18 protein-coding genes are annotated in these 25547 nt (G+C 69.0%); 13 read left to right on the top strand and 5 right to left on the bottom strand.

All coding sequences use genetic code 11. The features are described 5' to 3' along the window. Window positions 1–18: 18 nt before the first annotated feature. From NYE39_RS16910 to NYE39_RS16885, 6 genes are all read left to right on the top strand, one after another. Window positions 19–1521: an SCO6880 family protein gene (locus tag NYE39_RS16910; protein ID WP_341013527.1), complete on the top strand. Its 1503-nt coding sequence runs from the start codon at window positions 19–21 to the stop codon at window positions 1519–1521. A 173-nt stretch (window positions 1522–1694) separates the two neighbouring features. Beyond that, window positions 1695–3041, top strand: coding sequence for an ATP-binding protein (locus NYE39_RS16905; RefSeq protein WP_341013525.1), 1347 nt, complete (start codon window positions 1695–1697; stop codon window positions 3039–3041). Further along, window positions 3041–4609, top strand: a complete 1569-nt coding sequence (locus NYE39_RS16900) for a peptidoglycan DD-metalloendopeptidase family protein (protein ID WP_341013523.1) — start codon at window positions 3041–3043, stop codon at window positions 4607–4609. The genes NYE39_RS16905 and NYE39_RS16900 overlap by 1 nt, the downstream gene beginning before the upstream one ends. 79 nt (window positions 4610–4688) lie before the next feature. Continuing rightward, window positions 4689–5084 carry a hypothetical protein gene (locus NYE39_RS16895; RefSeq protein WP_341013521.1) on the top strand — a complete coding sequence of 132 codons (396 nt, stop codon included), beginning with the start codon at window positions 4689–4691 and terminating at the stop codon, window positions 5082–5084. Further along, entirely contained in the window at window positions 5081–6589 is a 1509-nt protein-coding gene (locus NYE39_RS16890; protein ID WP_341013519.1) for a type IV secretory system conjugative DNA transfer family protein, read from the top strand. Before NYE39_RS16895 ends, NYE39_RS16890 begins: the two co-directional genes overlap by 4 nt. 2 nt (window positions 6590–6591) lie before the next feature. Next, the gene (locus tag NYE39_RS16885; RefSeq protein WP_341013517.1) at window positions 6592–7263 is read left to right on the top strand and encodes a hypothetical protein; all 672 of its coding nucleotides are present in this window, start codon (window positions 6592–6594) and stop codon (window positions 7261–7263) included. A 353-nt stretch (window positions 7264–7616) separates the two neighbouring features. Here the strand turns inward: NYE39_RS16885 and mobF are convergent, their stop codons facing one another. Beyond that, window positions 7617–13322, bottom strand: coding sequence for a MobF family relaxase (mobF, locus tag NYE39_RS16880; RefSeq protein WP_341013515.1), 5706 nt, complete (start codon window positions 13320–13322; stop codon window positions 7617–7619). A 256-nt stretch (window positions 13323–13578) separates the two neighbouring features. On the opposite strand from mobF, the gene NYE39_RS16875 reads away from it, so the two are divergent. Continuing rightward, the gene (locus NYE39_RS16875) at window positions 13579–13956 is read left to right on the top strand and encodes a hypothetical protein (protein WP_341013513.1); all 378 of its coding nucleotides are present in this window, start codon (window positions 13579–13581) and stop codon (window positions 13954–13956) included. Between the two features lies 1 nt (window position 13957). Beyond that, window positions 13958–14455 carry a hypothetical protein gene (locus NYE39_RS16870; RefSeq protein WP_341013511.1) on the top strand — a complete coding sequence of 166 codons (498 nt, stop codon included), beginning with the start codon at window positions 13958–13960 and terminating at the stop codon, window positions 14453–14455. Window positions 14456–14510: 55 nt separating this feature from the next. Here the strand turns inward: NYE39_RS16870 and NYE39_RS16865 are convergent, their stop codons facing one another. Together NYE39_RS16865 and NYE39_RS16860 are read right to left on the bottom strand one after the other, a co-directional pair. After that, entirely contained in the window at window positions 14511–15515 is a 1005-nt protein-coding gene (locus NYE39_RS16865; RefSeq protein WP_341013509.1) for a DUF932 domain-containing protein, read from the bottom strand. Window positions 15516–15643: 128 nt separating this feature from the next. Then, window positions 15644–17101 carry a ParB/RepB/Spo0J family partition protein gene (locus tag NYE39_RS16860; protein WP_341013507.1) on the bottom strand — a complete coding sequence of 486 codons (1458 nt, stop codon included), beginning with the start codon at window positions 17099–17101 and terminating at the stop codon, window positions 15644–15646. Window positions 17102–17334: 233 nt separating this feature from the next. Between NYE39_RS16860 and NYE39_RS16855 the strand changes: the two genes are divergently transcribed. Further along, complete coding sequence (locus tag NYE39_RS16855; RefSeq protein WP_341013505.1) at window positions 17335–17772, top strand: hypothetical protein; 438 nt, start codon at window positions 17335–17337, stop codon at window positions 17770–17772. A 41-nt stretch (window positions 17773–17813) separates the two neighbouring features. On the opposite strand, the gene NYE39_RS16850 is transcribed toward NYE39_RS16855, so the two are convergent. Both NYE39_RS16850 and NYE39_RS16845 read right to left on the bottom strand, forming a co-directional pair. Next, complete coding sequence (locus NYE39_RS16850; protein WP_341013503.1) at window positions 17814–18692, bottom strand: CPBP family glutamic-type intramembrane protease; 879 nt, start codon at window positions 18690–18692, stop codon at window positions 17814–17816. 1057 nt (window positions 18693–19749) lie between these two features. Then, a complete protein-coding gene (locus NYE39_RS16845; RefSeq protein WP_341013501.1) occupies window positions 19750–20229 on the bottom strand; it encodes a hypothetical protein in 480 nt (159 codons plus the stop codon). Window positions 20230–20435: 206 nt separating this feature from the next. Between NYE39_RS16845 and NYE39_RS16840 the strand changes: the two genes are divergently transcribed. The 4 genes from NYE39_RS16840 to NYE39_RS16825 all read left to right on the top strand — a co-directional run bounded on the left by NYE39_RS16840 (window position 20436) and on the right by NYE39_RS16825 (window position 25189). Further along, entirely contained in the window at window positions 20436–22073 is a 1638-nt protein-coding gene (locus NYE39_RS16840; protein WP_341013499.1) for an N-6 DNA methylase, read from the top strand. Next, window positions 22066–23082 carry a hypothetical protein gene (locus NYE39_RS16835; RefSeq protein WP_341013497.1) on the top strand — a complete coding sequence of 339 codons (1017 nt, stop codon included), beginning with the start codon at window positions 22066–22068 and terminating at the stop codon, window positions 23080–23082. The genes NYE39_RS16840 and NYE39_RS16835 overlap by 8 nt, the downstream gene beginning before the upstream one ends. A 65-nt stretch (window positions 23083–23147) precedes the next feature. After that, entirely contained in the window at window positions 23148–24113 is a 966-nt protein-coding gene (locus tag NYE39_RS16830) for an alpha/beta fold hydrolase (protein ID WP_341013495.1), read from the top strand. Between the two features lie 545 nt (window positions 24114–24658). Next, window positions 24659–25189, top strand: coding sequence for a glyoxalase superfamily protein (locus NYE39_RS16825; protein ID WP_140764491.1), 531 nt, complete (start codon window positions 24659–24661; stop codon window positions 25187–25189). Window positions 25190–25547: the final 358 nt, after the last annotated feature.

The raw sequence follows: 25547 nt of genomic DNA, 5'->3' as shown, positions 1-25547 counted from the left end.
GAGAGGAACTGAGCAGAGATGAGCGTCTACAACGAGTACGTCCCGGCCCGGCGCGGCTGGATGCTGGGTATGACGATCCCCCAGTGGGTGGTAATGCTTCTGTGCATGCTGGCGGTCGCGACCGCCTTCTCGCGCAAGGCGTGGGCCGCGGTCGCCCTACTGATCCTGGCGTGGGTGATCATGGGCGTCCTGCTGCTGCTGCCCGTGCGCGGCCGCTCCGCGATCGGGTGGCTGGGTGCCTTGGTCAGTCACGCGGTGTGCTCCGTGACGGGGCTGTCGGTGTGGCGGTCCCGCGCTGCCACCGGCCGCGGGGGGCAGCCCGACGCGGACCTGCCGGGTGCGTTGACGTCGATCGAGATCCACGAGGGAGCACCGACGGGGGCGCAGATGCGCCGCATGGCCTTGATCCAGGACCACGTGACGCGGACCTGGGCCATCTCGGCCAGCGTGTCCCATCCCGGAATTCAACTGCGCGACCGGGACGAGCGCCTCGGCAAGGCCCGCGGTCTGACCAGCTTGATCGACCAGATGGCGGTGGGCGAGATGGTCTCGGAGGTCATCGCGATCGTGCGCACCATCCCGGACGACGGCGCGGAGCGAGCCCAGTGGGTGCGGGAGAACGGGTCTCCCTCCGCGCCGGCCGGCGCCGCCCGCATCGTCGGTGACCTCGAAGAAGCACTGACGGGGGTGTCCGTGCGCCAAGAGGCCTTTGTGACAGCGGTCGTCGAGGAGCCGGTGCTGGCCAGGCACGCGCGAGAGGCCGGTCGCGGGCTCTCGGGCCGCGGCCGTGTCCTCAGCGACGTGGCCGGAGAGCTGACGGGCGCCTTGATGGGAGGCGTGGGCATGGAGCAGGTGACGTGGATGACGAGCCCAGAGCTTGCGGCCGCCACACGTACCGGATTCGCCCCCGGTGATCGAGCGGGGATCGTCGACGCCCTAGCCGAGCGTGCCCGCAATCCGCGGGTGAACGCGGAGGTGCCGTGGGCACACGCCGGCCCCTCGACCGCTGAGACGGCTGTGCGGCACTACGCGCACGACGCCTGGCACTCGGTGAGCGTGACGCTGCAGCTTCCTGACCGTGGCGCGGCAATGGGTGCACTCCTTCCGGTGCTCACGCCGAGCGAACCGGAGGAGCGGCGGTCGCTGGCCGTGGTCTGGCCCATCAAGACCCTGAAGCAGGCCGACCGCGAGATCAGCCGGTCGGAGAGCATGGCCGACGTCAGTGACGCCTTGAACGAGAAGCTCAAGCGCACCTCGCGCGCCAAGGACAGGCAGGCCGCTCAGCGCACCCGCGACCTCGACGTGAAGCAGGCCCAGGGCAACAGCCTGACCGCACCCCACGCGATCGTGACGATCACAGTCCCGAAGACGAAGTCGGCGGCCGACGCGGGTCGACGGTTGGAAACCTCGGTGCGGCGGGCCGGGTTCGCTCCGCTGCGACTGGATGTCTCGCACGACGTCGCGTTCTGCGCCTCAGTGGTCCCTCTGGGGCTGAACCTCGCGCGCAAGGGGACGCTGTGATCAGGCGCGGGACAGGTCGTGACGTCACCGGCCTGCTGCAGGACTTCGGACACGAGCTGCCGACGAAGCCTGGCCCGCCGACGAAGGAGAAGGACCCTCGCCTCTTCCGCAGCGCCTTGGGCCGGGGCAGTCCGCGGCGCGGCGCAGGGTGGGCCGCGAGCATGAAGCCTCCGGTGGCCAGTTACCGCATGACCAGCGACCAGGCCGCCGTCGTGTGGCCGTGGCTGGCCGGGCCGGGTCTTCCTCCGACCGGAGCGCTGATGGGCATGGACGCCCAGTCGGGGGGCAAGTTCTACGCCGACCCGGTCGGGTGGGTCCGCGACGACAACATCCCGGTGACCAACCACAACATCTTCTCTATGGGAAAGCCGGGCGTCGGCAAGTCCGGGACCACCAAAGCGTTCGCGCTGCGGATGCTGTGCTTCCGGCACTACAAGACGTTCGTGCCCGGAGACCCCAAGGACGAGTACGAGCGACTGTGCCGCTTCCTGGGGGTCGAGCCCATCGCGATCGGCCCCGGCTTGGCCGCGAGGATCAACCCCCTCGACTTCGGGCCCCTGGTCAACGGGTGGGCAGACCTGTCTCGGGCCGAGGCGCACAAGCGTGCCCAGGTCGTGTTCGGGCGCTGGCTCACCCTGCTGGGCGGCCTCGTTGGCAGCCAGCGCGTCGGCGGCGCGCCAGTCCCCTTCGGCCCCAACGAGCAGGCCGTCTGCCAGGCAGCGCTCGAGGACCTCACCGGATGGAGCGAGGGAGCCACGCAGCTGCGCGTGACGACGATCCCGCACCTGTGGGCCGCTCTCGACGAGCCGAGCGCGGCTCTGGTCAACACCTGCAGGTACGCCACCCAGCAGGAGTTCATGGACGGTACGCGACTGCTGCGCAATGCGTTGCTGCAACTGGTCAAGGGCCGCCTGTCCGGGCTGTTCGACACCGAGACCACCGTGGAGATCGACTGGAACGCCCCGATCCAGTCCTTGAGTCTGTCGCGGCTGGACGCGCTAGGCGACGAGGCCGTCGGCATCGCCCTGACCTGCGTCAACTCGTGGGGTCGCGGGATGCGCGAGCTCGCGGCGCGCGAGGACGTGCGCATCGTGATCCGGGACGAGGCCTGGCGGCAGTTCCGGCTGGGGGTCGACGCCATCAAGTCGTTCGACGCGGATCTGCGGTTCTCCCGCGGCAAGGGTGATGAGGGGGGCGACATCCAGTTCGCCGTCATGCACAAGCCCAGCGACCTGCTCTCCGTCGGCGACCAGGGCTCGCAGGCGGCGATGATCGCCAAGGACCTCCTCGAGCTGGCGGATGTGAAGATCCTCCACGGGCAGAAGCCGTCTGTGGCCGGCGAGCTCGACGAGATGCTGGGGCTGGGTCCGGTGGCCAAGGACCTGATCACGGGCTGGGCCATGCAGGACAAGGGGCGGGCCGTGTGGTCGATCGGTGACCGGATCCACCAGGTCTCCACGCTCTTGCACCCCATCGAGCGGCAGCTGACCTGGACGCAGCCCGTCGCGGAGGCCGGCTGATGAAGGCCATAGCGTGGGGCGCGTTCGCCCTGGTCGTGGCCATCACGGCTGCCCTGTGCTCGATCGCCGCCGTGGCTGCGGTGATCGTGGCGCCAGCTGCGGAGAGCATCGACGAGGTCGAGTGCACCGGCGCGGTGGCCGCCACGGGGTCGTGGCAGCCACCGATCGCTGGGCCGTACGTGGTCAACGATCGCGGGTTCGGCCGCGAGTTCCACCCCATCCACCAGGAATGGCGCACCCACAGCGGGCAGGACATGAACGGCGCCGGCGGCACAGGGACCATCGTCGCCGTGGGCGACGGCGAGGTCGCTTTCGCCGGGGTGATGGGTGGCTACGGCAATGTCGTCGACATCAAGCACTCCGGTGGCGTGACCAGCAGGTACGCCCACCTGGCCAGCATCAAGGTCAAGCAGGGACAAAAGGTCGCTGCCGGCACCCAAATCGGGGTCGAGGGCACCACGGGTCAGTCCACGGGCGTCCACCTGCACTTCGAGATCCACGTCGATGGCACCGCCGTCGACCCCAAGAATTGGATGGCCGAGCACGGCGCGCCCCTGAACGGCAAGGAGACCCTGCGCCGTCCCGAGGACGGCGAGGCCCCGTCGGGTCAGGACGCCACCTCGCAGGAGGGCGAAGGGGGAATGGGCTTCGACCTGCCCAAGCCCACCGGGCAGCGGCAGGACTCACTGCACAACCCGCCCCAGCCGATCCCGGCCGAGATCAAGACGCTGTACATGAAGGCGGCCAAGAAGTACGGGCTGCCGTGGACCCTGCTCGCCGGTGTCGGGATGGCCGAGACCAACCACGGCCGCAACACCGCGGTCTCCAGCGCCGGCGCTCAGGGGCACATGCAGTTCATGCCCGCCACCTGGGCCGGCGGGATGGGAACTGACGGCGACGGTGACGGCCGAGCGGACATCAACAACCCGGCCGACAGCATCATGAGCGCAGCGAAGTACCTTGTCCACGAGGGCGCCACCCGCGGTCCTGACGGCGTGGTCGACGCGCTCTTCGCCTACAACCGCTCCCGCCCATACGGTCAGGACGTCCTGTTCTACGCGGCTGCCTACGGCGGCGGCAACGTCGTGGGCGATCCCTCGGACTGCGACCCGGGCGCGGGCGGCGAGGACGGCAACCCGCAGGTGCCGGCGCTGACCAACCCTCGAGTGAAGAAGGTCGTGGCCTTCGCGCTGGAGCAGGACGGGGAGACGTATGTCATGGGCGGCAACGGGCCCGACCAGTGGGACTGCTCCGGACTGACCTCCCGTGCGTACAGCGAGGTCGGCATCGACATGCCGCGCACCGCGCAGGGGCAGCGGGACTGGCTTGCGCAGGGCAACGGCAAGCGCATCAAGCCCGGGGACGAGCGTCCCGGCGACCTGCTGTTCTGGAACAGCTACCTGGGGCCAGAGCGGATCGGGCACGTGGCGATGGTCCTGGACCCCAACAGGAAGTCGACGATCGACGCACGTAGCCGCGCTGAGGGAGTCGGCCGGTTCTCCTACGCCGGCACCTCCACGAAGCCGATCTTCGAGATCTGGCGCGTGGGCAACGTCAAGGCCAAGTAGAGGAAGGGACATCGCGATGCAGCGTGAACGACGACACACCCCGTACCCATGGACGTGGGAGCCGGCCGTGGTCGCCTTGATGGGCGTCCTGCTGGCGGTCCTGCTCATGATCCACGTCAGCCGTGCGGCGGCGAACTGGGTCGTGGGCGGGGGGTGGACGTGGCCGCCCGCCCGAGACCTGCTCGGCAGCACCCTCGCGGTCCTGCGTGGCGACGCCACGGCGGGGCTGGCCGCGGCGCCGATCGGGCACGCGGGGGAAGGGCTTCTGCTGACGTTCGTTGTCATCGGGCAGCTCGTGTGGGTGACGGTCGCGATCTGGGCGGCCGTGATGTGGTGGACCCGGCGGGGGCCGGGCGCGATCGCGGGCACGGCCAGCGTCGCGCAAGCGCGGGAGGTCCTGGGGCGCCGACGGTTGCGCGAGGACGCGAAGGTGATCCGACCCGACCTGTATGGGAAGAAGGGGGTGCAGCGATGAATGTTTTCCAACGGATCGAGCCCTGTGAGGTGGGCTGGCAGATCGGGACGTCGAAGTGGCCTCGAGGCGCAGGGGACCTGTGGGTTCGGTGGGAGCGGACCACGGGGGTCATCGGGCCCCAGGGGTCCGGCAAGACCCTTGGGTGCTTGATCCCGGCGCTGCTGCAGGCTCCCGGCGCAGCATTGGTGACGCTGACGAAGCCACAGGACATGCTGCTCAGCTGGACGGCACGCTCACGCCGCGGACCGTGCGTCGTTCTCGACCCGTTCGGGCTGACCAAGGGGATGCCCGAGATGGTCTTCGACCCAATCGACGGGTGTGTCGACCCGCAGGTCGCCGAACGTCGCGCGAAGGCGTGGACGGCCGGGACGATCAAGGGCGGAGCCCAGAGTGGGCAGAGCGACGACGCCGCCCGCTTCTACGCCAACGAGGCGGCGAAGGTGCTGCAGTGCTACCTGCACGCCGCCGCGCTGACCGGTGCCGACCTCGACGAGGTCCTGGAGTGGGTGGCCAACCCGTTGGGCACGAGCCGCCCCACGGACATCCTGCGCAACCACGAGTACGCCGCCCCCCACTGGGCTGGCCTGCTCGAGGGGGCTCTGCGCGGGGACCCGCGTGCCGCCGGCAACACGACCGCCACCGTGCACCAGGCAATGTCCCTGTTCTTTCAGGAGAAGATCCGCCGGCGGTGCGTGCCCGGTCCCGGCCGGCCAGCCACCGACATCGCTCAGCTGATCGAGCAAGGGGGCACGGTGTACCTCCTGGGACGCGAGGACCCCTACGCGTCGGCGTCGCCGCTGATGACTGCTGTCGCCGAGTATGTGCTGGACACCGCCTTGGAACTGGCCGCCCAATCGCCATGGGGCCGGCTGTGCCCCCCGATCCTGGCCAGCCTCGACGAGCTGCCGTCGACGGCGCCGCTGCCGACGCTGCAGACGCGGATGGCCAACGAACGAGCTTTGGGGATCTCGATCCAGTGGGCCGCACAGACCCGTGCCCAGCTGACGCGCCTGTTCGGCGAGGACGAGGCCCGATCCATGATCGGCCTGACCAACAACCTCGTCGTCTTCGGTGGGTCCAAAGACGTGCGGTTCAACCAAGAACTCTCCGACCTGATGGGCGACGTGCGCGTCGCACGCCACTCCTGGCAGAGCGGCACCATGGCCGGGCGCAGCACCCAAGGCGACGACATCGCCGTCATGACCGGCTCAGAGATCCGCGAGCTCGACGAGGGGACAGTGCTCATCCTCGCGGAGAACGCCAAGCCGATCATCGCCAAGGTGCGTCCGTGCATCGCCGGCAGGCCCGGCGCCCGACTGTTGGCCGACCAGGACGATCTGCGCGGGGTGCTGGCCACGGAGCGGGCCAACGGCATCTCTCCACGTGCCCGGGCCGTGGCAGCCGTCGCCGCCGCCCGCCGCGATGGGCTCACGGGACGGGACGCCGGGGCAGCACCGCCTACCTCCGACGACAGCCCGTACTCCTTCGACCCATATGAGGTGTGACCATGCTCGTGATCTCCTTCCCCAAGCCCACCGGGATGCTGCGACAGGCCTTCAAGGAGCTCGACACGCTCGCCTACGGCACCGATGCGGAGAAGAAGGCGCTGGGCGACCCCCAGACGTTGGCCCGCCCGTGGGACCCCAGCAGCGTGGTCAACCCACGGCTGCGTCAGCAGATGTGGGAGTGGCTCGACCGCGTCGTGGTGTGGATCAACCACGAGTACGGGTGGCGCCCCGAGGACCTCATCCCCGAGTGCTGGCCGCAACACCCCGCCCTCGTGCGCGAGATCGCGGTGCTCGCCGACCTGCGCCGCCGAGCCGGGGCGGCCGCCACGAGCGACGGCATGGAGGAGTGGCACCGGTACGCCCTGCCGGCGTTCCTGGACCGGATGGGTCGACGCGCAGCGGCAAGCAACTGCGGGGAGAAGCACCAGGACTGGCCCGCGCGTGGACCGTACACGCGCCACATCGGCGACGGATCCCGCCAAGCACGCGCCCAGCACTTCACCGCCGACGTAGAGGAGATCACCCAACGCCACGCCCACGCGCAGCAGCGACAGGAACGAGAGGAAGCCACCGCCGGCCCGGCGCCCGAGCCGGAAGCCGAGGTGGGACTGCGCCTGGTCGACGACGAGCGCGGTCTCGTCGACACCCGAACCGGCGAGCTGCTCACGTGACCGCGAGCGAATCGCTGGGCAACCAGATCGCGCGAGAGACCGCATAGGCGAAGATCTGAGCGACGGCCTTGGGCACGATGTGCTCGGGGCCGTCGCTCGATTCTGTGCGTGTGACGGGCCAGGCCGGGTGCAGTGAGCGGGTGACGTTCGGTGCGCAAGTCCCGCGACGTGCGCGCTACTCGGTGATGGCGGTCTGAACCCATCTGGTCCAGGCCGCCGCCGGCGGCTGCTGGATCAGTCGCGGCATGGGCTCTTCGTGGCGGGCGACGAGCGTGGATACACGGATGCAGAGATCTGCATACAAGGGCTGTTGTATGCAGATCTCTGCATCCGGGGATCGGGTCGAGCCGCCGTCACCGGCCGCGGTCGACACCGCGGCGGTGCGTGGAGGGCGGTGTCGCCTTGCGGTCCAGCTGCGCACCTCGTGACGGGGACAGCGGCGTGGGTCGCGCGCCGCTTGGGCGCTCCGGCAGGTGGGCGGCGAGGCGGTAGCGCAGGTCCTGCGCGGGCTGGATCCCCAGCGGGTCGTTCGCGGGCGCCACCTCGTGCGCGGCAGCAGCGACGTCGTGTCCTTGGTCGCTGGCGTGCTGGAGCATGTTGGCCAGCGCGGGCCAGTCGGACTGCTCGACCAGGCGAGGGTCGATGGCGCGGGCCAGTGGGGCCCACCGTTCGGTCGGCGGCGCGTCGGCGGCGTGCTGGAGCCGGTCCTTGACCTGCTGCGCCTCGTCGAGGCGGTGCTGTGCCTGCTCGGCCGGGTTGGTGTCCCACTGCGTCAGCTGGGAGTGGAGCGCGCGCCGGGTAGCCACCTCGGACAGGTGAAGGCGGGTGCCGATCCGGGCCAGGCCGTCCTGCCAGGCTGCAGGATCCCGCGCGGCGAGGACCTGAGCGGCGGCCGTGAGCGCCGCCGGCGGCTCGAGATTGGACAACCGCTCCTCGACGAGGAGGGATCCGAGAGCGCGGCGGTCGTCGAGACTGGCGGCCAAGGCGGCGGGGCCCCCTTCGCGCAGGACGTCGGCGGGGTCGCTGCCGTCTGGCAAGTCGGCGGTCCACGGGTCGATGCCGCGCTGAGCGAGCATCCAGTACGCGCGCTCTGCCGCGACTCGCCCTGCCAGGTCTGCGTCGGTCGCAACCACAGGTGTGACCTCCGTGCCGGCCAGCTGCGTGGCTTGCTCGGGGGTGAGGGCCGTACCCAAGGGAGCGACTCCGACGTACCTGCCGTCGCCGGCGAGCGTGACCGCGATGGCGTCCATGGGGCCCTCGACAAGGACAGGGGTCGCGCCCTGGCGCAGCAGTTGCGGGTCGCTGACGTAGAGCTGCGCTCCCTTGTGGAACAGGGGCGTGTCGCCCGTATTCAGGTACTTGGGCCCCTTGCGGTCTTCGTCGCCGGCCTCGGGGTGGCGACGCCCGACGAACCCCAGCACGTCACCGCGGTGCTCGATGGGGAAGACCGCGCGATCGCGGAACCGGTCGATGAGCGAACCCGTACGGGCACGGGTGGCCACCCCGGAGATCTCCATCTCCTGATCGCTGACACCTCGCGCGCGCAGGTGGTCCACCAGCGCAGTCCAGGTGTTGGGTGCGTAGCCGGCGTCCACTGTCGCGGCAAGGGGCCCGAAGCGGTCGCGGAGGTGCTCGGGGACCCAGCTGTCGGGTTCCTGGGACTGGAAGAAGCGCCACGTCATCGCGTTGACCTCGGCCAGGCGCTCGGGCGAGACCTCGCTGATGTCGGCCTCGTGTGCCCACTGGATCTGCTGCTCGAGCTCTCGGGAGGACGGCTCGAGGTCGAGCAGCGGCCGGCGCATCGCGGCCAGCGCGATCCCGGTCTCGATGTCGTGCTCGCTCGCAGCGGCATCCGGCTCGGCGTCCGCGACGTCGTGAGTGTCGGCGGGCGCGTCGAGGTCGGCATGGTGCGTGTCGACGACGTCGCCGTGCCACAGGTCCGCCGGCGGCGGTTCGTCCTGAGGGTCGGGTGGCGTGGCGTCCTCGAGGGCGGGCACCGGGTCGGTGAGCGACCCGACCCGCCACGTCAGGGCTTGGGCCAGATCCGCGTCGGGCACCTCGACGTGGCTGGTGTTCAGCAGAGTCTCGAGGGTCCACCCCATCTGCAGTCCGCGGTCGACGGCGGTGACCAGGTGCGGCCACATCGGGCTGGACTGGATCGCGCTGGCCGGCTGCGCGCCGACGAGGTCGGGCAGGCGGTCCTGCCATGTGGAGCGCAGGGCGTGGTCGCTGGCCACGGCTTCGGCGGCCGCGGGGGAGAGGTGGGCGTTGATGCGCCACCACAGCGCCGCAGCGGCGTGGTCGTCGGGCAACGCCCCTTCGTCCAAGGCGCGGCGCAGGGCTGCGGGGGCGTCGATTCCGGCGCGGGAGATCGCGGCCAGGCGCGCGGCGAGCACCGGCAGGAACCGCGGGTCGTTGCCGACGCACCCACCCAGCAGGTGGCCCCAGTGCTCGAGCGCGGCTTCGTGTGTGCCGGCGATCCGCTGGTCCAAGCTCTTCTGCCAGGTGAACGCTGCCTTCTGCAGGCTGGTGGGGCCTGTGGGGCGCAGGTCGCCCTCGTCGACGCGGGTCGCGGCGCGCCAGACCGTGACGTCACCGATGACGTCCTCGGGAAGGTGGGCGCCCAGTTCGTGGGCCCACACCGGCTGAGCGCCGCTGTCGGCGCGCACCGTAGCGGCGGTGTTGGCCACGAGGTCTGCCCGCGCCTCGAGGTAGTCCCCCCACGTGGTGTGCTCGCGCAGCGCGCGGGGGACTGCCGGCAGCCACGGGAGCGGGCCGACGCCAGCGCCACGGTGACCCGAGTCGTCCAACCGCCAGTCCAAGACGGCGGCCGTGTCCACTGCTTCATCCAGTGAACGTGAGGCCGCGGCGTGCTGGAGGGTGGCGATGGGGTCGACGTCTTGCGCGGCCAGCAGGATCAGGTGGGAGCGAAGCGCAGGCCACGCGGGCTGAGCACTGACGCCAGGCACCACATCATCAGCACCCTGCTCGAGGGCGGCGACAGCGGTTGGCCCCACCAGGTCCTCCGCCGCGAAGTACAGCGCGTCGGTGTACCGGGCGGTCGCGTCACCGAGTAGACGTGCCGGGTCGGCGTCCACGCGCATCTGTGTGGTTGCCGAGACGGGGGAGTCGTCGCGGGCGAGGATCCCTTCGAGCAGGTCGGTCGCGGTCTCGGGGCGGATGGTCTCGGGGCGGATGATGTTGTGCTCGTCGCCGTCGCCGACTACCTGCAGGTACAGGTGGTTCTCGTGGGCGCCGCGAGTCATCGCCGTGTAGAGGGACTGCCGTGAGATCTGGTCGGTGACCAGGGCGTGGCTGGCGTCGACCGAGACGCCTTGGGCGCCGTGGACGGTGGAGGCATACCCCAGCTCGGTGGACTGGGCGACGTACTTGGGGGGAAGGGTGACCAGTCGGTCGTGGCGCAGGTGTTGGACGGTGATCGACCCGGAGTTGTGGACGTCGACCACCCGCCATCGGTCGCCGTTCTTGACCCAGTCGGTGGCGGATACCCGCAGCCTGCGGTCGTTGGTGCGTGAGATGACTAGGTCGCCGATGGAGGCGTCGAGGCCGTCGGACAGGCGCACGCTGGACTCGGCCTCGGCGCCGTCGAGGCGGTGGGTGCGGGCCCGATCGTTCAGCTGGGCGACCAGGTCGCGGGTGGGCGCGAGCATGATCGAGTCGCGGCCCTGGCCGCGATCATGCCGCCAGGAGTCGAAGACCTCGTCGGTCATGGTGCTCAGGTCGCCCACATGCACCCGCTGGTGGTCGAGATAGAAACCCACGGCCTCGGGGCGGCCGTCGCGCATCGCCAACGAGGCCGCGCCTTCACCTGGGGTGCGGAAGCGCATCAGCTCGTTCAGTCGCAGCGCGCCGTGCGTGGCCTCGATGTCGCGCAGCACGCCGCCGGCGCCGATCGCGGCGAGCTGCTGGTCGTCACCGATGAGGCGGACCTTCGCTCCGCGCTCGAGCGCGAAGGTGATGACCGCGTCCAAGGACAGGGTGTCGGCCATGCCGGCCTCGTCGATGACGAGCAGCGTGTTGCGGTCAACGGCGTGCGCCCACTCGGGCAGGTTGTCCGGGTCGTTCTGCAGGGACCATACGAGCTTGGCCAGGGTGTCGGTGGCCACGTCGATCTGCTCGCCTAGGACGGCCGCAGCCGCCGCGGAGGGCGCCAGCCCCAAGACGGTCCCGCCACCGTTGGTCCATGCCGTGCTCAGGGCCCGCATGGCGGTGGTCTTGCCCGCGCCGGCGGGCGCGATCGCCAGCTGCACGCACGCGGGGGAGGTGGCCATCTCGCGCACCAGGGAGGACTGCCCAGCGTTGAGGGTGACGCCGTTGGCGGTCGATTCCAGCAGCGCGAGATCCACGTGCGCTGCGTCGATCGAGCGTCCGCGCGTCAGGCCGCCGGCGGCCACGATCCGCTGCTCGGCCGCCAGCACATCCGTGGAGGTGTAGTGCGCGGAGCCGTGGACGGTGTACACGCTCTGGCCGTCGGCCCGGGTCAGCGCGGCAGGCTCCGACACCGGGTCGTGGTCCCGAGTGAGTCGGATCGAGTCGCGCTCGAGGACCCGCTTCGTCAGCCTCTGGACCACCGTCTCGACCTGCTCCGGGGCCAGTCCGTCCTGAGCGCGCACGCGGCGCAGTGCCTCGGCGCGCACGTGCCAGGTCTGCCACGTCGACCGCCGTGACTGCATGGCGTCTCGGATCTCCCGCGACGTCTCCAGGATCCACTTGTGGCTCACGTGCGCCGGAGCGTCGGCCGCTGCGGCACCGACCGAGCGGGCGACCATGCTCCTGATGGCGTCGTCGCTGCCGAGGACCTCGCGAGCCTGTCCCCGCCACAGCACCCGCTGCTCCTGCAAGGTCCGCGGCTCGTGCTTGGCCTCGCGGGTCTCCAGGGTCGCCTGCTGGGCGAGCTTGATCGACTCCACGGGCGAAGGGGGACGACCGTGCGTCGTCTGGAACTCGCGCGCCAGCTCGGCCCTGCGGATCTGGATGCTCGCCCGCCGGGCCGACCACCGCTCGTTCAGGCGCGGATCGACCCCGACGATCTCCCGCACCGGACGCTTGCGCGGATCAGGGTTGGCCCGCTCCGCGAAACGCACCCCGAGATCCCGCGTCAGATGCCGCTCGAGCGACGTGTTGTAGGTCTCCGAGGCCGCAACGACAGCCTTGTAGAGCACCCGCCCGTCGATGCTCAACCACTTACCCTCCGCCGTCTGCACCTTGTTCGCGACCGCGACGTGGGTGTGCAGATCGGGGTCGCCGGCCCTGCTGTCCCGGTGGGTGAAGGCGGTGGCCACCAAGCCCTGGACGTCGACCTGACGGACCCCGTTGGTGCCGGTCCTGCTGTACAGCGCGTGTGCCTCGATGAACGCCAGCGCGTCTTTGATCGCTGCCTGGTGCGCCAGCTCGATCCGCGCGGCCAACGTCGGGTCGGCCAAGGCCCACAGCGAGCTGACGGACTTCACCGGGCTGAACGCCAGGTCGAAACCGGCGACCGCGGTCGTCTTGGGCCTTGAGTGCTTGGCGATCGTGGCCGCCAGCTCGCGGGCGTCGGCAGGGTCGCGGCCGTGCTCGGCGCGGAAGAACTCCGTGCCGATCTGCGTGCGGATGCGTGCGCGCTCATCGACGGGCACGGCGTGGTCGCGGGGCAGGTCGCGGCTCTCGTTGTAGGCGGTCAGGGCCCTGGCCACCTCGATCCGGAAGTCGCTCACGTCGCCCTCATAGACCTTGAAGGGCAGCCCGATCCGCGCGGCCTGGTTGACCTCTTCGGCCGTCGCTCCGGCCTGCTCGAGCGCTGCTTGGCGCTCGTGGGCCAGCGGGTGGATGCCCAGCCCGAACAGGGCGTGCATCTGATCGGCCGTGACGACGTCACCGGCCGTCAGGCCCTCCACGCCGGCCATGCCGGACCCGATCCACTGCCCGGGGGTCTCGCCGCGCTCGGTGTAGTAGGACGCGAGACCCGTGCTGCTGCCCAACTCGGTCGAGTCGTGGGCGGCGACCTGGCGGGTCAGGTAGTCGTACCCGCCCCCGGCCGTCAGCTTGTGCAGGGTCATCACACCCGCACTAAGCACGCGCAGAGTGGGTTCGCGGACGGTCGTTGAACGATCAACTCCGGGAATGCAAGAGGTGTGTCGGGATTGGGGGCTCTAGAAAATTGGTAGGTACGCGGGTGCGGTTCTGTGCGTGGTCGGTGGTCGCGGTGATGATCTGGGGAGGTGGCGAAGAATTGTTCGGTCTGGGGTGTCCTTGGGAGGGGGTGTGGCGGGCTTAGTGAGGGTGACAGGTTCGTCTGGATGAAGGGAGAGGATCGTGGGTCAGGCTGCGGTGCGTCAGGAGGCGCGTAAGTCGGTGCTGGAGGCTCAGGCCGAGATGAAGGCGGAGCGGGACAAGCGGGAGAAGCGGTTGAGCGGCCTGGGGGTGGACGTCGTGGTCGCGCTGCGGGAGCGTGACGCGGCGGTGCTGCGGTGCGAGCTGCAGTCGGGTCGGGCGCTGCGGAAGATGCTGGACGAGGGGTTGAGCATGAAGGAAGCGCTCCAGTGGTGTGGCCCGGAGGTCGGGCGGCGGGAGGCTGGGCGACTGATCAAGCAGGCCGAGGAGTCACCGCAGCAGGGGGAGGGCGAGGGAATCTCGACCGGGACGAGCGGGACCGAGCCGGACGGCACGCGCGGGGACCAAGGCGAGGAGTGACATGGGCGCGCGGCGGCTGGACGGTGCGGGGCTGGCGGCTTTGGCTGCCGCTGTCGCGGATCCGGTGCGCGTGCAGCGATGGCGCGACAAGACGGTGACCGTGCCCGGCTCGGAGTGCCGATGGTGGACGGGCGCGGTCAGCGGTCGCGGACACGGTCGGTTCTGGATCGGCGGTCGCGTGGTGATCGCGCACCGATTCGCCTGGGCGCAGGTGCACGGCGTGCAGTCGCTGGCGGACATAGAGCTCTTGGGGCACCGGTGCGACAACCCGCTGTGTCAGCGCATCGGACCGGGCCACGTCGTGGCCTCGACCTATGTGGCCAACCGTCGCGAGTGGGCGGCGCGCAAGGAGTTGACGGGATCGCCCTTGGGGGACCCGCGCGGGTCACGTCGGCGGGCCCGCGAGCTGCGCAACCTTGCCCGCCGTGACCCGGGGTTGGTCGCGCAGGATCAGGAGCGTCTACGGAGGCTCTTCGGGGAGCAGCTGCCGCTGTGGTGACCGCACAGCGCGAAGGCTCCCGGCGCACGCGCCGGGAGCCTTCACGGGGGAGGGGTCAGGCGGGTGTGAGCGCCGCCCACGCCTTGTGCTTGATGCGGGTCGGGTCGTCGCTGGTCAGCAGCCGCGTGGCGCGCGCAGTGGCCGCGTCGCCCTTGGTGCGGACCGGGGCGAAGTGGTCGATGTACTCGACCACCGACTGGTAGCCGGCCCACGCGGTGTGTCGCACGTCGGCCTGCGTGCTCGCGTCGGCCCACAGTCGGGTCAGGGTGTCGGTGCGGCGGCGGTCAGCCTTCTTCGTGCGAGCCGGTGCGTCTCGGTCGGGGGTGCCGAAGACGGTGGCGGTCAAGGCGGCGAAGTCCGCATCCGTCATCGTCGTGTTGATCATCCGCTCGGCCTCGGCTTCGAACTCGTGCACGTAGGCGAACGTCAACCCCAGGGCCTCGCGGGCGGTCTGCACGGCGGCCTTGGCGTTGCGGGTGTGACGGATGCTGATGCTCGCCTTGTGGTCGCGCAGAGCCGCTGCCTGCGTGTTCGCGCAGACCACGCGCACGGGCGTGACGAGGAGGCGGAACGCGCTCGACCCGTCGTGCGAGTTCAGCGCGGCAATGTTCAGGTCGACGCGGTCGCTGCCGCCGACCTTCAGGGACTCGGGCAGGCGCATGGTGACGAAGACCTGTCGCCCGCCGCGCAAGGATCCGGCGGTGTCGAAGATCGCGCCGGACTCGTCGGCCAGGCGGTTGAGGAACTCGGCATGCTCCTCGTTCTGCAGGGGGTGGTAGGCGCTGCCCACGACGCCCAGGGCCTCGGGCGTGCGGGTGAAGGGGTTAGTGCGCACGGTGGCGAACCCGGGGACGTCCATTTGGGTCACTCCGTCGGCGGTGATTTCCGACGCGGACAGCGGCACCTTGCGCACGTCCCAGCCTCCGAGGTGGCCGAGGGTCATTGCCTGCTCGGCGGTGAACGCCTCGCCCTCGAGGGTGGTGCCGAGGCGGTGCCACGGGTCGACGCGGGCGAACAGGGCGGCGGCGGTGTTGGCGTGGGTTTCGATCTGGTGGGACATCGACGGTTCCTCTCGGTGGTAGGTCGTGCTGATGCAAGCAAGTCTATTTTTTCTAGTCTACTGGGCGCGGAGTTCTCCACAGGAGCTCCGCGCCCAGTAGGGGTGGGCGGTCTGGTGGATGTGGCTGGTTACGCGGCCTCGTCGGACTCGTCTGCGTTGTCGTGTGAGGTGAGCAGCTGCTCGACCTCGCTGGGCTCGTAGCCCCACGTGATGAGCGCGGCCATGATGCGGCGGTCCCACGGGTCGGGGTTGCGCCACGTGTGCACGTCGGTGTTCTCCTCCCACGCGAGGAGCACGGCGGCGAGGGTGCGCATGGTCTGCGCCTTGGGCGTGGTCGGCTGGGTGGCCAGCGCCTGGGCGGCTGCGACGCCGTAGTAGTCCTCTCCCTCGGTGGTGGGGCTGGTCACCTTCCTGAGCATCGGGTGTCGTGCGCCCATGGCCTTTGTCAGGCTGTGCGGGGCGGTGAGCACGGCCTCGCAGATGATCGCCTCTGCGCCCTTCGGTGCGGTCTTGCGGGCGACGAACGCGGCGAGCCACTCGCGCCGGACCGTCTCCGCGCTGCGCCATGCGCTGTTGTTCTCCCGCACGCGCCGCCGCTCCTCGCGGGCTGCTTCTGCCTGCTGCTCGTCCTCGACGTGCGCGGGCGAGTGGCCGGTGGCGTCGTAGCGGTAGACCAGTCCGGCAGCCTGCGGGTCTGTGCACACCCACGTCTGCTCCCACACGAGCACGGCGTCGGCCTCCTCGTCCTCCTCCTCGTCGTTCTCGGGCCACTCCCACGAGGGGGTGAGCACGACGGCGATCCCCGGCAGGTCGTCCCGCTGTTCGGGGGTGACGTCCTGACCGTCAGTGGTGACGAGCGAGTCCAGGCGGTGGCGATGCAGCGGGTCCGGGGTCTCGGAGGGGTCCACGACGGGAACGCCCTCGGCGCGCAGCCGCTCGACCTCCGCGAGCAGGGCCTTGCGCTCGGTGCGCTCGTCGCGCAGCCGCTGGGCGACGTGCTCGATGGAATTGCCCCAGCCGATGGCGCGCTCCAGCTGAGCGACGGCCTCCTCGTCGTCCTCGAACTCCGCGAGGGTGGCGGCCTGCTGCAGGGTCAAGCCCTGTGCGTCCATCCGCTCGCGCGTGCTCTTACTGCCCGTGACGGTCAGCGCGGCGTTGACCGTCTCTCGCTTGACGGCGGTGCGCTTGGCGATCTGGGCAGCCGAGACGCCGAGCAGGGCCAGCTGCTCGACGCCGTCGCGGACCTCGCTCTCGCGCATCCGGGTCCGGTGCAGGTTCTCCGTCAGCTGGTCAACGATCCGGTCGGCCTCCTCGGGCCGCTCCACGACGCGCACCGGCACGGTCCCGCTCGGCGTGCCCACCTCGGCGGCCACGATCGTTCGGCGCTGCCCGCGCTGGACGACGAGTGTGCCGTCCTCGTCGGCGTGCGCCGTGATCACCTCCAGCACCCCGCGCGCCTTGATCGACGCCGCGAACTCCTTGGCGTCGGGGTGGGTGTCGGCGCGCACGTTGGCGCCGATGACGAGCGTGGCAGGGTCGACGTCGACGACCTGGCCCACGACGGGGGTTGCGGTGGTGGTGCTCATGGTGCCCTCCAAAGGCGACTAGACTAGAAACAACTGACAAGGTCTAGTCTGGTGCGCAGGCGCTACCGCAGCGGTGGCCCGTCGCAGGGTGTGGACAGGCGTGCTCTTCCTGCTCGGGCTGGGGACAGCGGGGGAGGGGTAGCCCTCTCCAGGCGTGGTGCGCACCTCGAGCGGGGACCGAAGATGCAGCGGCGTAGGTGTTAGGCCGCTGCAGCGACGAACGAGGAGTGACGATGCAGCAAGGAAGCAGCCCGATCGGGCTGTACTGGGACCCACAGGTCTGGTCGACGGCACGTGCGGCGTACCTGTCGGACCTCGACCGGGATCCTCAGTGCCCGGATGCGTACATCGGGTGGCTCCACCGCGTCATCGAGCTGCACATCGACCGGGGGCCGGCGGGCCGGGCGGCCGCCGGCGTGGAGCAGCCCCAACGACGTCGCGGCGGTCAGGGCCTGACGCGCACGTATCCACTCAGTGACGACGTGGTCGAGCGAATGGACAGCGCAATCGTCGCCGACCGCCGCGACCTCGGCCGCGCCCTGGGGCGCTCAGGTTTCGTCCACGAGGCCGTGACCCTCGGCATCGCAGCAGCCATATCCCGCCGGGACGACGCGACACTCCCGCCTGCTCCTGCCCGCCTGCCGACACGGCCACGCCGCCGCAACGGTTGAGCGGAAGGGTGAGGACCGGCGCTGCGCGGGGTGCGTGACGATTAGCGATGCTGACGACCGTCGTGGTCGCTGAATGCCGTGGTGGCCGCCGTCGCTGCCGTGCTGAGTTCGGTGGTGGCGCCAGCGTCGTGGGGACTGATTCGGAGCTGGTGAGTCCTGAGCGCAAGCCCGACGGCCATGCAGGCTCCGGCGCCGAGGGCGAGCAGCGCCAGGGCGATGTCGCGGCTGATCAGGTCGGCGCGAATCGCAGCCAGGGAAGTGTTGTAGATCGTGTGCTCGATGACGAGCGGCCAGATCTGCCCCCAACGTAGGTAGACGACGCTGACGACCAACGCCCACGGGAGGAGGGTTAGCGCTGCCCAGCCGTAGTAGAGGTGATAGGCCATGCGCAGGCAGACCAGCAACCCTAGGACGAGGAGCAACGGAGCGCCCCGGAGAGTGTTCGGCGCGATTGCTCGCAGGAGCACCACCGGCAGGGCGAGAACGATGAACTCTTCGGCGACAGCGGCTCCGATGAAAGCGTCGAGGGCTGCCAAGGCAAGGTTGCCGTCAGCTTCGCTGACGCGTGTGTACGTCTCAGGGACGAATGGGCCGATCGCCCAGTACCCCAACAGGAGGGCGCCCAAGGCAGCTCCCGCAGTGAGTAGTCCACTGCCTGATGCGTTGGGTCGTCGACCTCGCAGCCATTCGACAGTCCAACCGTGGCCGAGGCTCGCGGTCGCGTAATAACCAAAGAGCAAGCCTAGGCCGGTGAGGAACCCGTGGAGCACGAGTTCGTCGGCCGGCGAACTGCCGGCGTTGGACGAGACGGTATTGAACAGCGCCGTGACCGAGACATAGACGCCAAGGCCAAAGGCGCCGAGGTAGGCGAGAACAGCGAAAGCCACGGCGAGGGTCGGAGAACGGGGTGTCGGGCGCATGCCTTGAGCCTCGCGTAGCGCACCGACAGCCCCGGCCCGAGCGGCGGTAGGTACATGGCCTCGAAATGGCGGGGGCAAGTCGCTCACCCGCTGCCTTTCCTGCGCCGGCGCTCGGCGTTGAAGTATCGCAGCAACTCCATCGGATCCTTCGAACACAGCGTGCACACGTGCTCCCCGGTGGGTGCCACCGTGACCCACTCGCCCTTGGCGACGGGTTCGCCACAGCGCCGACACTCCTTGCTCCGCCGAGACACCACGCGCGGGTTCCCGTGCTCGTCGACGGGAGGTTCTTCGCCACAGCGCATGCACACCAAGGCCCCGCCCAGCCCTCGAGCGAGCTCATCGCCGACGGCAATAGGCGTCGCGCACACGCGACACGGCTCCGCTCGCCGAGCCAAGACCACCCGCGCCGATCGTGTCGGCTTCACGCGAGAGCACGCCACGCAGGTGAACCGCGCGTGGCCCTCTCCCTTGGCGATCTGGGAACCGATTTCGATCCGGGCACCGCACTCTGGGCAGGAGCCGGACCAGATGGCCTCCATCTCTCGCACTTGATCACCCATCAGCGCGAAACCGTAGTCCCCCAGCGCCCTTTACGTGCAGCGGAGGGCGGGGTGCCAGGGCAGCCCCAACGGGATTCCGCGCGGCGAGGCACGTCTGGATAGGAGGCCTTCGCTCCCAGGGCGTAGCCGGGAGGGCGAGCAGGCCTGAATCTAGGCATAGCGTGGACAGCGCCCGGGCGCTGCGATGTCACTCGGGCGCCGTAGGCTCGCGCGATCGTGACGATCCCACCTCCACCGACTCGAGCCGGTGTGCCGTTGAAGGACCGGTCGACCGGTGTCGACGTGCCCCGGCCCCCGGTAAGCGGCTCTGCGCGCCGCCGGCACTGCTGGGTCAGCGTCCCCGACGGTCCGGAGCGCGAGGGTCTGGTGCTCCAGTGGGCTCAGGAGGGCGTGGGGGAATGGGTCGCCCTCGTCGCCTACGTCGTCAGTCGGACAGGACGAGACCTCGTCGTCCAGGAGTGGGTTGAGGCACGTCGGCTCCGCCCGGTCACGCGCTAGTCCAACTGTCCCCGGGCAACTCGGACGAGGACATCGGGGGTGTAAGGGTAGATCTCGTTCGCGTCCGCGAGCTTCTGCTGCGTCTCTGAGTCGCTCCACCTTCCGCGGGCCTCTTCGTACCAAGGAGTTTGAAACCGCCGAAACAGGTCCACGTACTCGTCCAGGTCCTGTGCGCGGGAGAACGGCTCACCCTCACGATCCTTGATAAGCGGCCCCGGGCTCAGAAACGCTAGCAATCTCGCTAGCCCCACATCACCCAGGAAGGCGGAGATGTCGAGGCTTGCCGTATAGCCCGCCGAAGCGCCCGGATCGCAACCACGGCCGTCGATCGACTTGTGAACAACCTTGAACCCGTAGTGCGAGAGATTATTGCCCCTTCGCCACACCACTAGGCCCCGGGTCGCGTCGGTGATGTCCTCGCCGCAAACATCGCAGATCCACTGAGTTAGAGGGGTCGAGCTCTCGGTATCAGCCATTCTCGAAAGGTAGCGGATCGAGGACGGATCCGACTCGACAGTGTGCGTTGACGATCGTCAACGCACGCCTGTCGCCCTCTGGGCAAAGGGATTCACGTGTGGCTCCACGACCTCCCGTGCCGAGGTTCCCGCCGTGTCGTAGCGTCAGCCTCTGCCCCCGGGCGCGGCGGGTCGAAGCGGCGTTCGCCGTACGGCAGGATGGCCGTATGCTTCCCGAGGACACCGCTGATCTGCGAAAGGCCCGGGGAGCGTTCTTCACCCCCGAACCGGTCGCCCGCTACATCACTCAGTGGGCGATCCGTTCTCACGGCGACGACGTGATCGAACCATCGTGCGGCGAGGCTGTCTTCCTCCACCAGATCGCGCCAGAGCACACCGGCCGGGTGGTCGGCGTCGAGATCCACAAGAGCTCGGCCGACGAGGCCCGACGCACCCTGCGCGATGCCGGGGTCAACGCCGAACTGCACGAGCGCGACTTCTTCCTCCACGAGGAGTTCGGCAAGTACGACGCCGCGGTCGGCAACCCGCCCTACGTGCGCTACCAGGGATGGACCGGCGCGGCCCGCACCAAGAGCCGCGAGGCCGCACTGCGCGCCGGTGTGAGCCTCACGAACCTGGCGTCGTCATGGGCCGCTTTCACCGTCCACTCCGCGCTACACCTCCGCCCCAAGGGCCGGCTCGCACTTGTCCTACCGGCCGAGCTGCTCACCGTGAACTACGCCGCACCCGTCCGCTCGTTCCTCATGAGTCACTTCGCAGAGGTCTCCCTCGTACTCTTTGAGGAGCGGGTCTTTCCCGGTGTCGAGGTCGACGCCGTGCTCCTGCTCGCGGGCGGTTACGACCCGGAAGGGAAGACCGGCACCGACCACATGAGCCTGGTCCAGGTCCGCGACGCCGCAGGACTCGATGGGTTGCCTCTCGCACGCACGTGGTCGCCACCGACCAGAGGCGCCAAATGGTCCGGCGGAATGCTCTCGCCCTCGGGCCTGACTGCCTTCACCCGTGCCACCTCGCACAAGGGCTTCGGGCTCCTCGAGGACTGGGGCGACACGACGCTGGGCATGGTCACCGGCAACAACAAGTTCTTCGCACTTTCCCCCGCGAAGGTCGCAGAGCTCGGCCTCGCGCCCTCCGACGTCATCAAGCTTTCACCCCCCGGCTCACGTCACCTGCGCGGACTGTCCCTCAGCGCCGACGCACATAAGGCGCTCGGGAACGCCGGGCAGGCAACACACCTCTTCCGGCCTGCTGCGAAGCCGTCCGCCGCGGCACTGCGATACATCGCGTCGGGCGAGGCCCTTGACGTGCACGAGGCCTACAAGTGCAAGGTTCGCACCCCGTGGTGGCGTGTGCCTTACCTCCGGCCTGCTGACCTCTTCCTCACCTACATGAACGCGGACACCCCGCGATTGTCGACCAACCGTGTTCGAGCCCACCACCTCAACTCGGTGCATGGGGTCTACCTCCGCCAGGAGCACAGCGACCTCGGCCGTCGTTTGCTCCCGATCGCTAGCCTGAACTCGGTCACTCTCCTCTCGGCCGAGACGGTCGGCCGGGCGTACGGGGGCGGCATGCTCAAGATCGAGCCACGCGAGGCAGACTTACTTGCCGTGCCCTCGCCCTCGCTGGTGACCGCGCACGCGGAGGCCTTGACCGCGCTTCGACCCAAGGTCGCCGCGGCTCTGCGCACCGGCAATCTCCTTCAGGCGGTCGACCTCGTCGACGAGGTCCTGCTTACCGGAGCCCTCCGCCTTGGAAAGAAGCCTCAAGCCGCGATCCGCTCTGATCGCGACGCTCTGGCGAAGCGACGCATGGACCGCGCCCGGGAGGTCTCCCGTGGCTGACGACACCAAGAAGGCTCAAGCCTGGCGGCTTTTCGACCCCATCGTCACCGAGGCCCCCGGTCGGCGCACCAATCCCTGGGTAGAGCCTGGAGTGTTCGCGCCTGACTACGAAGTCCTTCAGCGACTTCTGGGGGTGCCCCTTCTACTCGATGCCGCCACCACCTCCGGTGTCCCCGCTCTGGCCCTGGACGTCTGGGTTGCGTACGAACTTCGCCGGGCTGGTCTCGACCCGGACCGCGTCTGGCCGCGAGAAGAACCCCCCAGGGTCATCTCCAAGGACGTTCTCGACTTCGTCGAGGGCCAGCCGAACAAGACCGCTAAGGATCTCCGCGAGAGGATCGCCAAGGGTGGCCGCCGCAACGGCGGCGCCGCCAGCGGGAACATCCTCGGCAAGAACTACCTCAAACAGGTCGACGTCATCCTCAGCCACTGGTCGACCGGCCCCGAGGTGCTGATCTCGACCAAGCGCATGGACTCCTCATTCGGCAACAACGCCGCCAACCGAGTCGAAGAGTCCTACGGAGACGCCAAGAACCTCCGGCTACGTCACCCACAAGCCGCGTGCGGGTTCGTCTATGGACTTCGCTCGACTTGCTGGGAGCAGAGTCACGAGAAGGCGAAATGGCTGGTCGACTTGCTCACCAAGCTTGGCCGCGAAGAGGACGCCTACCACGCAGTCGCGCTAGTTGTCCCTGAGTACTCCGGACCGCTGCCAAGCGCCGACGAAGCCGGGGCAGACCCCGACGACGAAGCACCGATCGACCCCTCCCCGCTGGGCGAACTCGAGCTCCTCGTCGAGGACGATGACGACGACGCGGTAATGCGACAGCAGCTGGGCGCGCTTCCCCCTGTGACCCTCCGAAGAGACCTGGTCCCGCACGAGGTCAGCCCTGAGCGATTCTTCGCCGTCATGCTCAACAAGGTCCTCGACCACACACCGATCAACTACCACGAGACGGCCAGGTCTCGCCGCGACAACCCCGGAGTGGACGCCCTCCCAGAGCAGTGAGGGAAAAACAGTCTTGGGACTGCTGAAGATCTGGTTGTCACTTCCGGTGTGGTGTTCTAGGCCGCGTGAGCGGCACGGTTGATGGTCTCAAACTCGATCCTTTTTGCACCGGAACGCCGAGAGGTCAGGTGCAGCGCTTCACCGTGGGCGATGATTGGCAGGTGGTCTTCTTCGATAGCTTCGACACGTCCACCGTCCCAGTAGGTGATGGAGTCCGGCTTCGGGTGCGAACGGGGGGCGAGGGTCCTGCGGTTGTTGTGCTGCACGGCCATCCTCGAACGCACACCACATGGCATCTCGTCGCGCCGCTCCTGGCCTCTCGTGGGATGAGCGTGGTGTGCCCCGACCTTCGGGGCTATGGGCAGTCATCCACCCCCGAGCCAGATGCCGAGCACCACGTATACAGCGACCGCGCAATGGCACTCGACATCGTCAATCTGATGCAGCAGCTGGGGCATGAACGCTTCAGCGTCGTCGGCCACGACCGGGGCAGCTACGTCGCCTACCGCACCGCGCTTGACCATCCCCGGTGTGTAGAGAAACTTGCCGTCCTCGACTGCGTCCCGATCGTGGAGGCGCTCGAGCGCGCGGATGCTCGCTTCGCCGAATTGTGGTGGCACTGGTTCTTCTTCGCCACCGAGCAGGCTGAACGTGTGATCACCGCAGACCCGATGGCCTGGTATCGGCCTGATCCTCAGCGCATGGGGCAAGAGAACCACGACGACATGGTTGCCGCCATCAACAGCCCCGCAACCGTGCGCGCCATGCTCGAGGACTACCGCGCCGGCCTGCACGTCGACCGTGGCCATGACGAAGCTGACCGTGACGCCGGCCGGCGCATCGCTTGCCCCACCCTCGTCGCCTGGTCACGCGATGACGACATGGAAGACCTCTACGCAGACCCAGGTGCGATCTGGGAGTCCTGGTGTGAGCAGCCACCTCGAACGGCCGTGATCGAATCGGGCCATCACATGGCCGAGGAGAACCCGCATCAGCTCGCATCGGTGCTGGGCTCGTTCCTGTCGATGTAGCCCAAACGACTCTTTGCGCACCACGTTGAAGCGGGTCTCAGCCGGTAACGGTCAGGAACGTGAATGCTGTGTGGCTTCGTTGCACTCGCCCCGTACATGCAGACTCCTGTGATGCCCGACCCCGGGGACACCTGGTACGCCAGCGGCCTCTTCCCAGCGGTCGAGAAGGGTTCCTACTGGCCTACATCGCGAGCCCAGGACTTCAAGACGCTCGCCGACCTCATCAAGAAGTCGTGTAAGGGCCAGGTGACCTGGAACCGAACAGCCTCTTGATCAGGTGGGGGCGCGTCGGCATCCCGCCTACACGCCCCCACCTGCGGGCCCCTAGCGACGCGGTAGCTCAAACGATGCTCAGCTGCGACCGGCTCCGGTGGAACCGAGTTCCGGTACATTGTTGGCGGGCTGACGATCACGCCTGCCGCTCGCGCCGATCATCGGTGAGGTGAAGTGATCGGACCTCTGATCCGTCCGCGAGAACCCTCGGTGGGTGTCTCGGTCGGCAACGCGAGCGCCGGCTGCACTGCACACCCAGAGAGAGACTCGACATGACGACGACCCTCGATCAGGCCAAGGGTGCTGCCCGCGCGCTCCGCACCTCACTCGCCACGCTCGACGTGTCGATCACGCATAGCCAGGCGCTCGAACTGATTGCGCATCAACTCGGATATCGAGAATGGAACATTGCGCACGCCGCGCTGACCCCCTCTACAGCCGGCTTCGGAGCAGCGATACCTGTGATCCGAGTGCAAAACGAGCGACTGGCGCGGGAGTTCTACCTCGGCTACCTCGGTTTTACTATGGAGTGGGAGCACCGCTTCGAACCAGGTTTCCCCGTGTATGTGCGAGCACGGCGCGACGATGCGGTCATAGACCTTTCTGAGCACCACGGCGATGGAGTTCCCGGTTCGGTGACCTGGATACCCGTGCTCGACGTCGACGCCCTTCTTGCCGACCTGAGGTCGCGACCCCACCCCAAGCTTCGCCCGGGCATCGATCCGCATTTCCCTGGCGGTCCGACCATCGAAGTTACAGACCCGTTCGGCAACGTTCTGCGGCTATGCCAACCGTCTGAGTAGGGGCGCTTGAGGGTCGGTGTGCGGTGACGATCGTCAAACGCGACACCGCAGACCACTGTCGAGATGCATCGAAGACTGCACACGACACGCGGCCTACATTGCACAAGGCCCTCGCGGATGGCGTCGTGCAAAGTACCGCGGCGGAGCTGCTACTTGACCATCTCAGGGCCATGGCCGCTTGCCCTGGCCCCGCAAGGGGATCGGCGTGCGGCGCTCCGTCTGGCTATCGCCGGCTGGACGCTGCCAGCCGGTGAAGAGTGGGACGAGCACCCCTGCGGTGAGGACGATTTCGCCGAGCACACCCAGCGCCCCGGACCGACGGCTCGACAGCCGTAACCGGTCCACTCATCGCGAGGCT

The organism is Janibacter sp. FSL W8-0316 (genome assembly GCF_038004165.1).
GTDB classification, from domain to species: Bacteria; Actinomycetota; Actinomycetes; order Actinomycetales; family Dermatophilaceae; genus Janibacter; species Janibacter indicus.
This window is presented reverse-complemented; position numbering and strand designations above follow the sequence as displayed.

What these genes read in the sequence shown, in the direction of transcription:
- NYE39_RS16910 (WP_341013527.1), top strand. Translation starts at nt 19, where the DNA reads ATGAGCGTCTACAACGAGTACGTCCCGGCCCGGCGCGGCTGGATGCTG.
- NYE39_RS16900 (WP_341013523.1), top strand. Translation starts at nt 3,041, where the DNA reads ATGAAGGCCATAGCGTGGGGCGCGTTCGCCCTGGTCGTGGCCATCACG.
- NYE39_RS16895 (WP_341013521.1), top strand. Translation starts at nt 4,689, where the DNA reads ATGGGCGTCCTGCTGGCGGTCCTGCTCATGATCCACGTCAGCCGTGCG.
- NYE39_RS16890 (WP_341013519.1), top strand. Translation starts at nt 5,081, where the DNA reads ATGAATGTTTTCCAACGGATCGAGCCCTGTGAGGTGGGCTGGCAGATC.
- NYE39_RS16885 (WP_341013517.1), top strand. Translation starts at nt 6,592, where the DNA reads ATGCTCGTGATCTCCTTCCCCAAGCCCACCGGGATGCTGCGACAGGCC.
- mobF (WP_341013515.1), bottom strand. Translation starts at nt 13,322, where the DNA reads ATGACCCTGCACAAGCTGACGGCCGGGGGCGGGTACGACTACCTGACC.
- NYE39_RS16870 (WP_341013511.1), top strand. Translation starts at nt 13,958, where the DNA reads ATGGGCGCGCGGCGGCTGGACGGTGCGGGGCTGGCGGCTTTGGCTGCC.
- NYE39_RS16865 (WP_341013509.1), bottom strand. Translation starts at nt 15,515, where the DNA reads ATGTCCCACCAGATCGAAACCCACGCCAACACCGCCGCCGCCCTGTTC.
- NYE39_RS16860 (WP_341013507.1), bottom strand. Translation starts at nt 17,101, where the DNA reads ATGAGCACCACCACCGCAACCCCCGTCGTGGGCCAGGTCGTCGACGTC.
- NYE39_RS16855 (WP_341013505.1), top strand. Translation starts at nt 17,335, where the DNA reads ATGCAGCAAGGAAGCAGCCCGATCGGGCTGTACTGGGACCCACAGGTC.
- NYE39_RS16850 (WP_341013503.1), bottom strand. Translation starts at nt 18,692, where the DNA reads ATGCGCCCGACACCCCGTTCTCCGACCCTCGCCGTGGCTTTCGCTGTT.
- NYE39_RS16845 (WP_341013501.1), bottom strand. Translation starts at nt 20,229, where the DNA reads ATGGCTGATACCGAGAGCTCGACCCCTCTAACTCAGTGGATCTGCGAT.
- NYE39_RS16840 (WP_341013499.1), top strand. Translation starts at nt 20,436, where the DNA reads ATGCTTCCCGAGGACACCGCTGATCTGCGAAAGGCCCGGGGAGCGTTC.
- NYE39_RS16825 (WP_140764491.1), top strand. Translation starts at nt 24,659, where the DNA reads ATGACGACGACCCTCGATCAGGCCAAGGGTGCTGCCCGCGCGCTCCGC.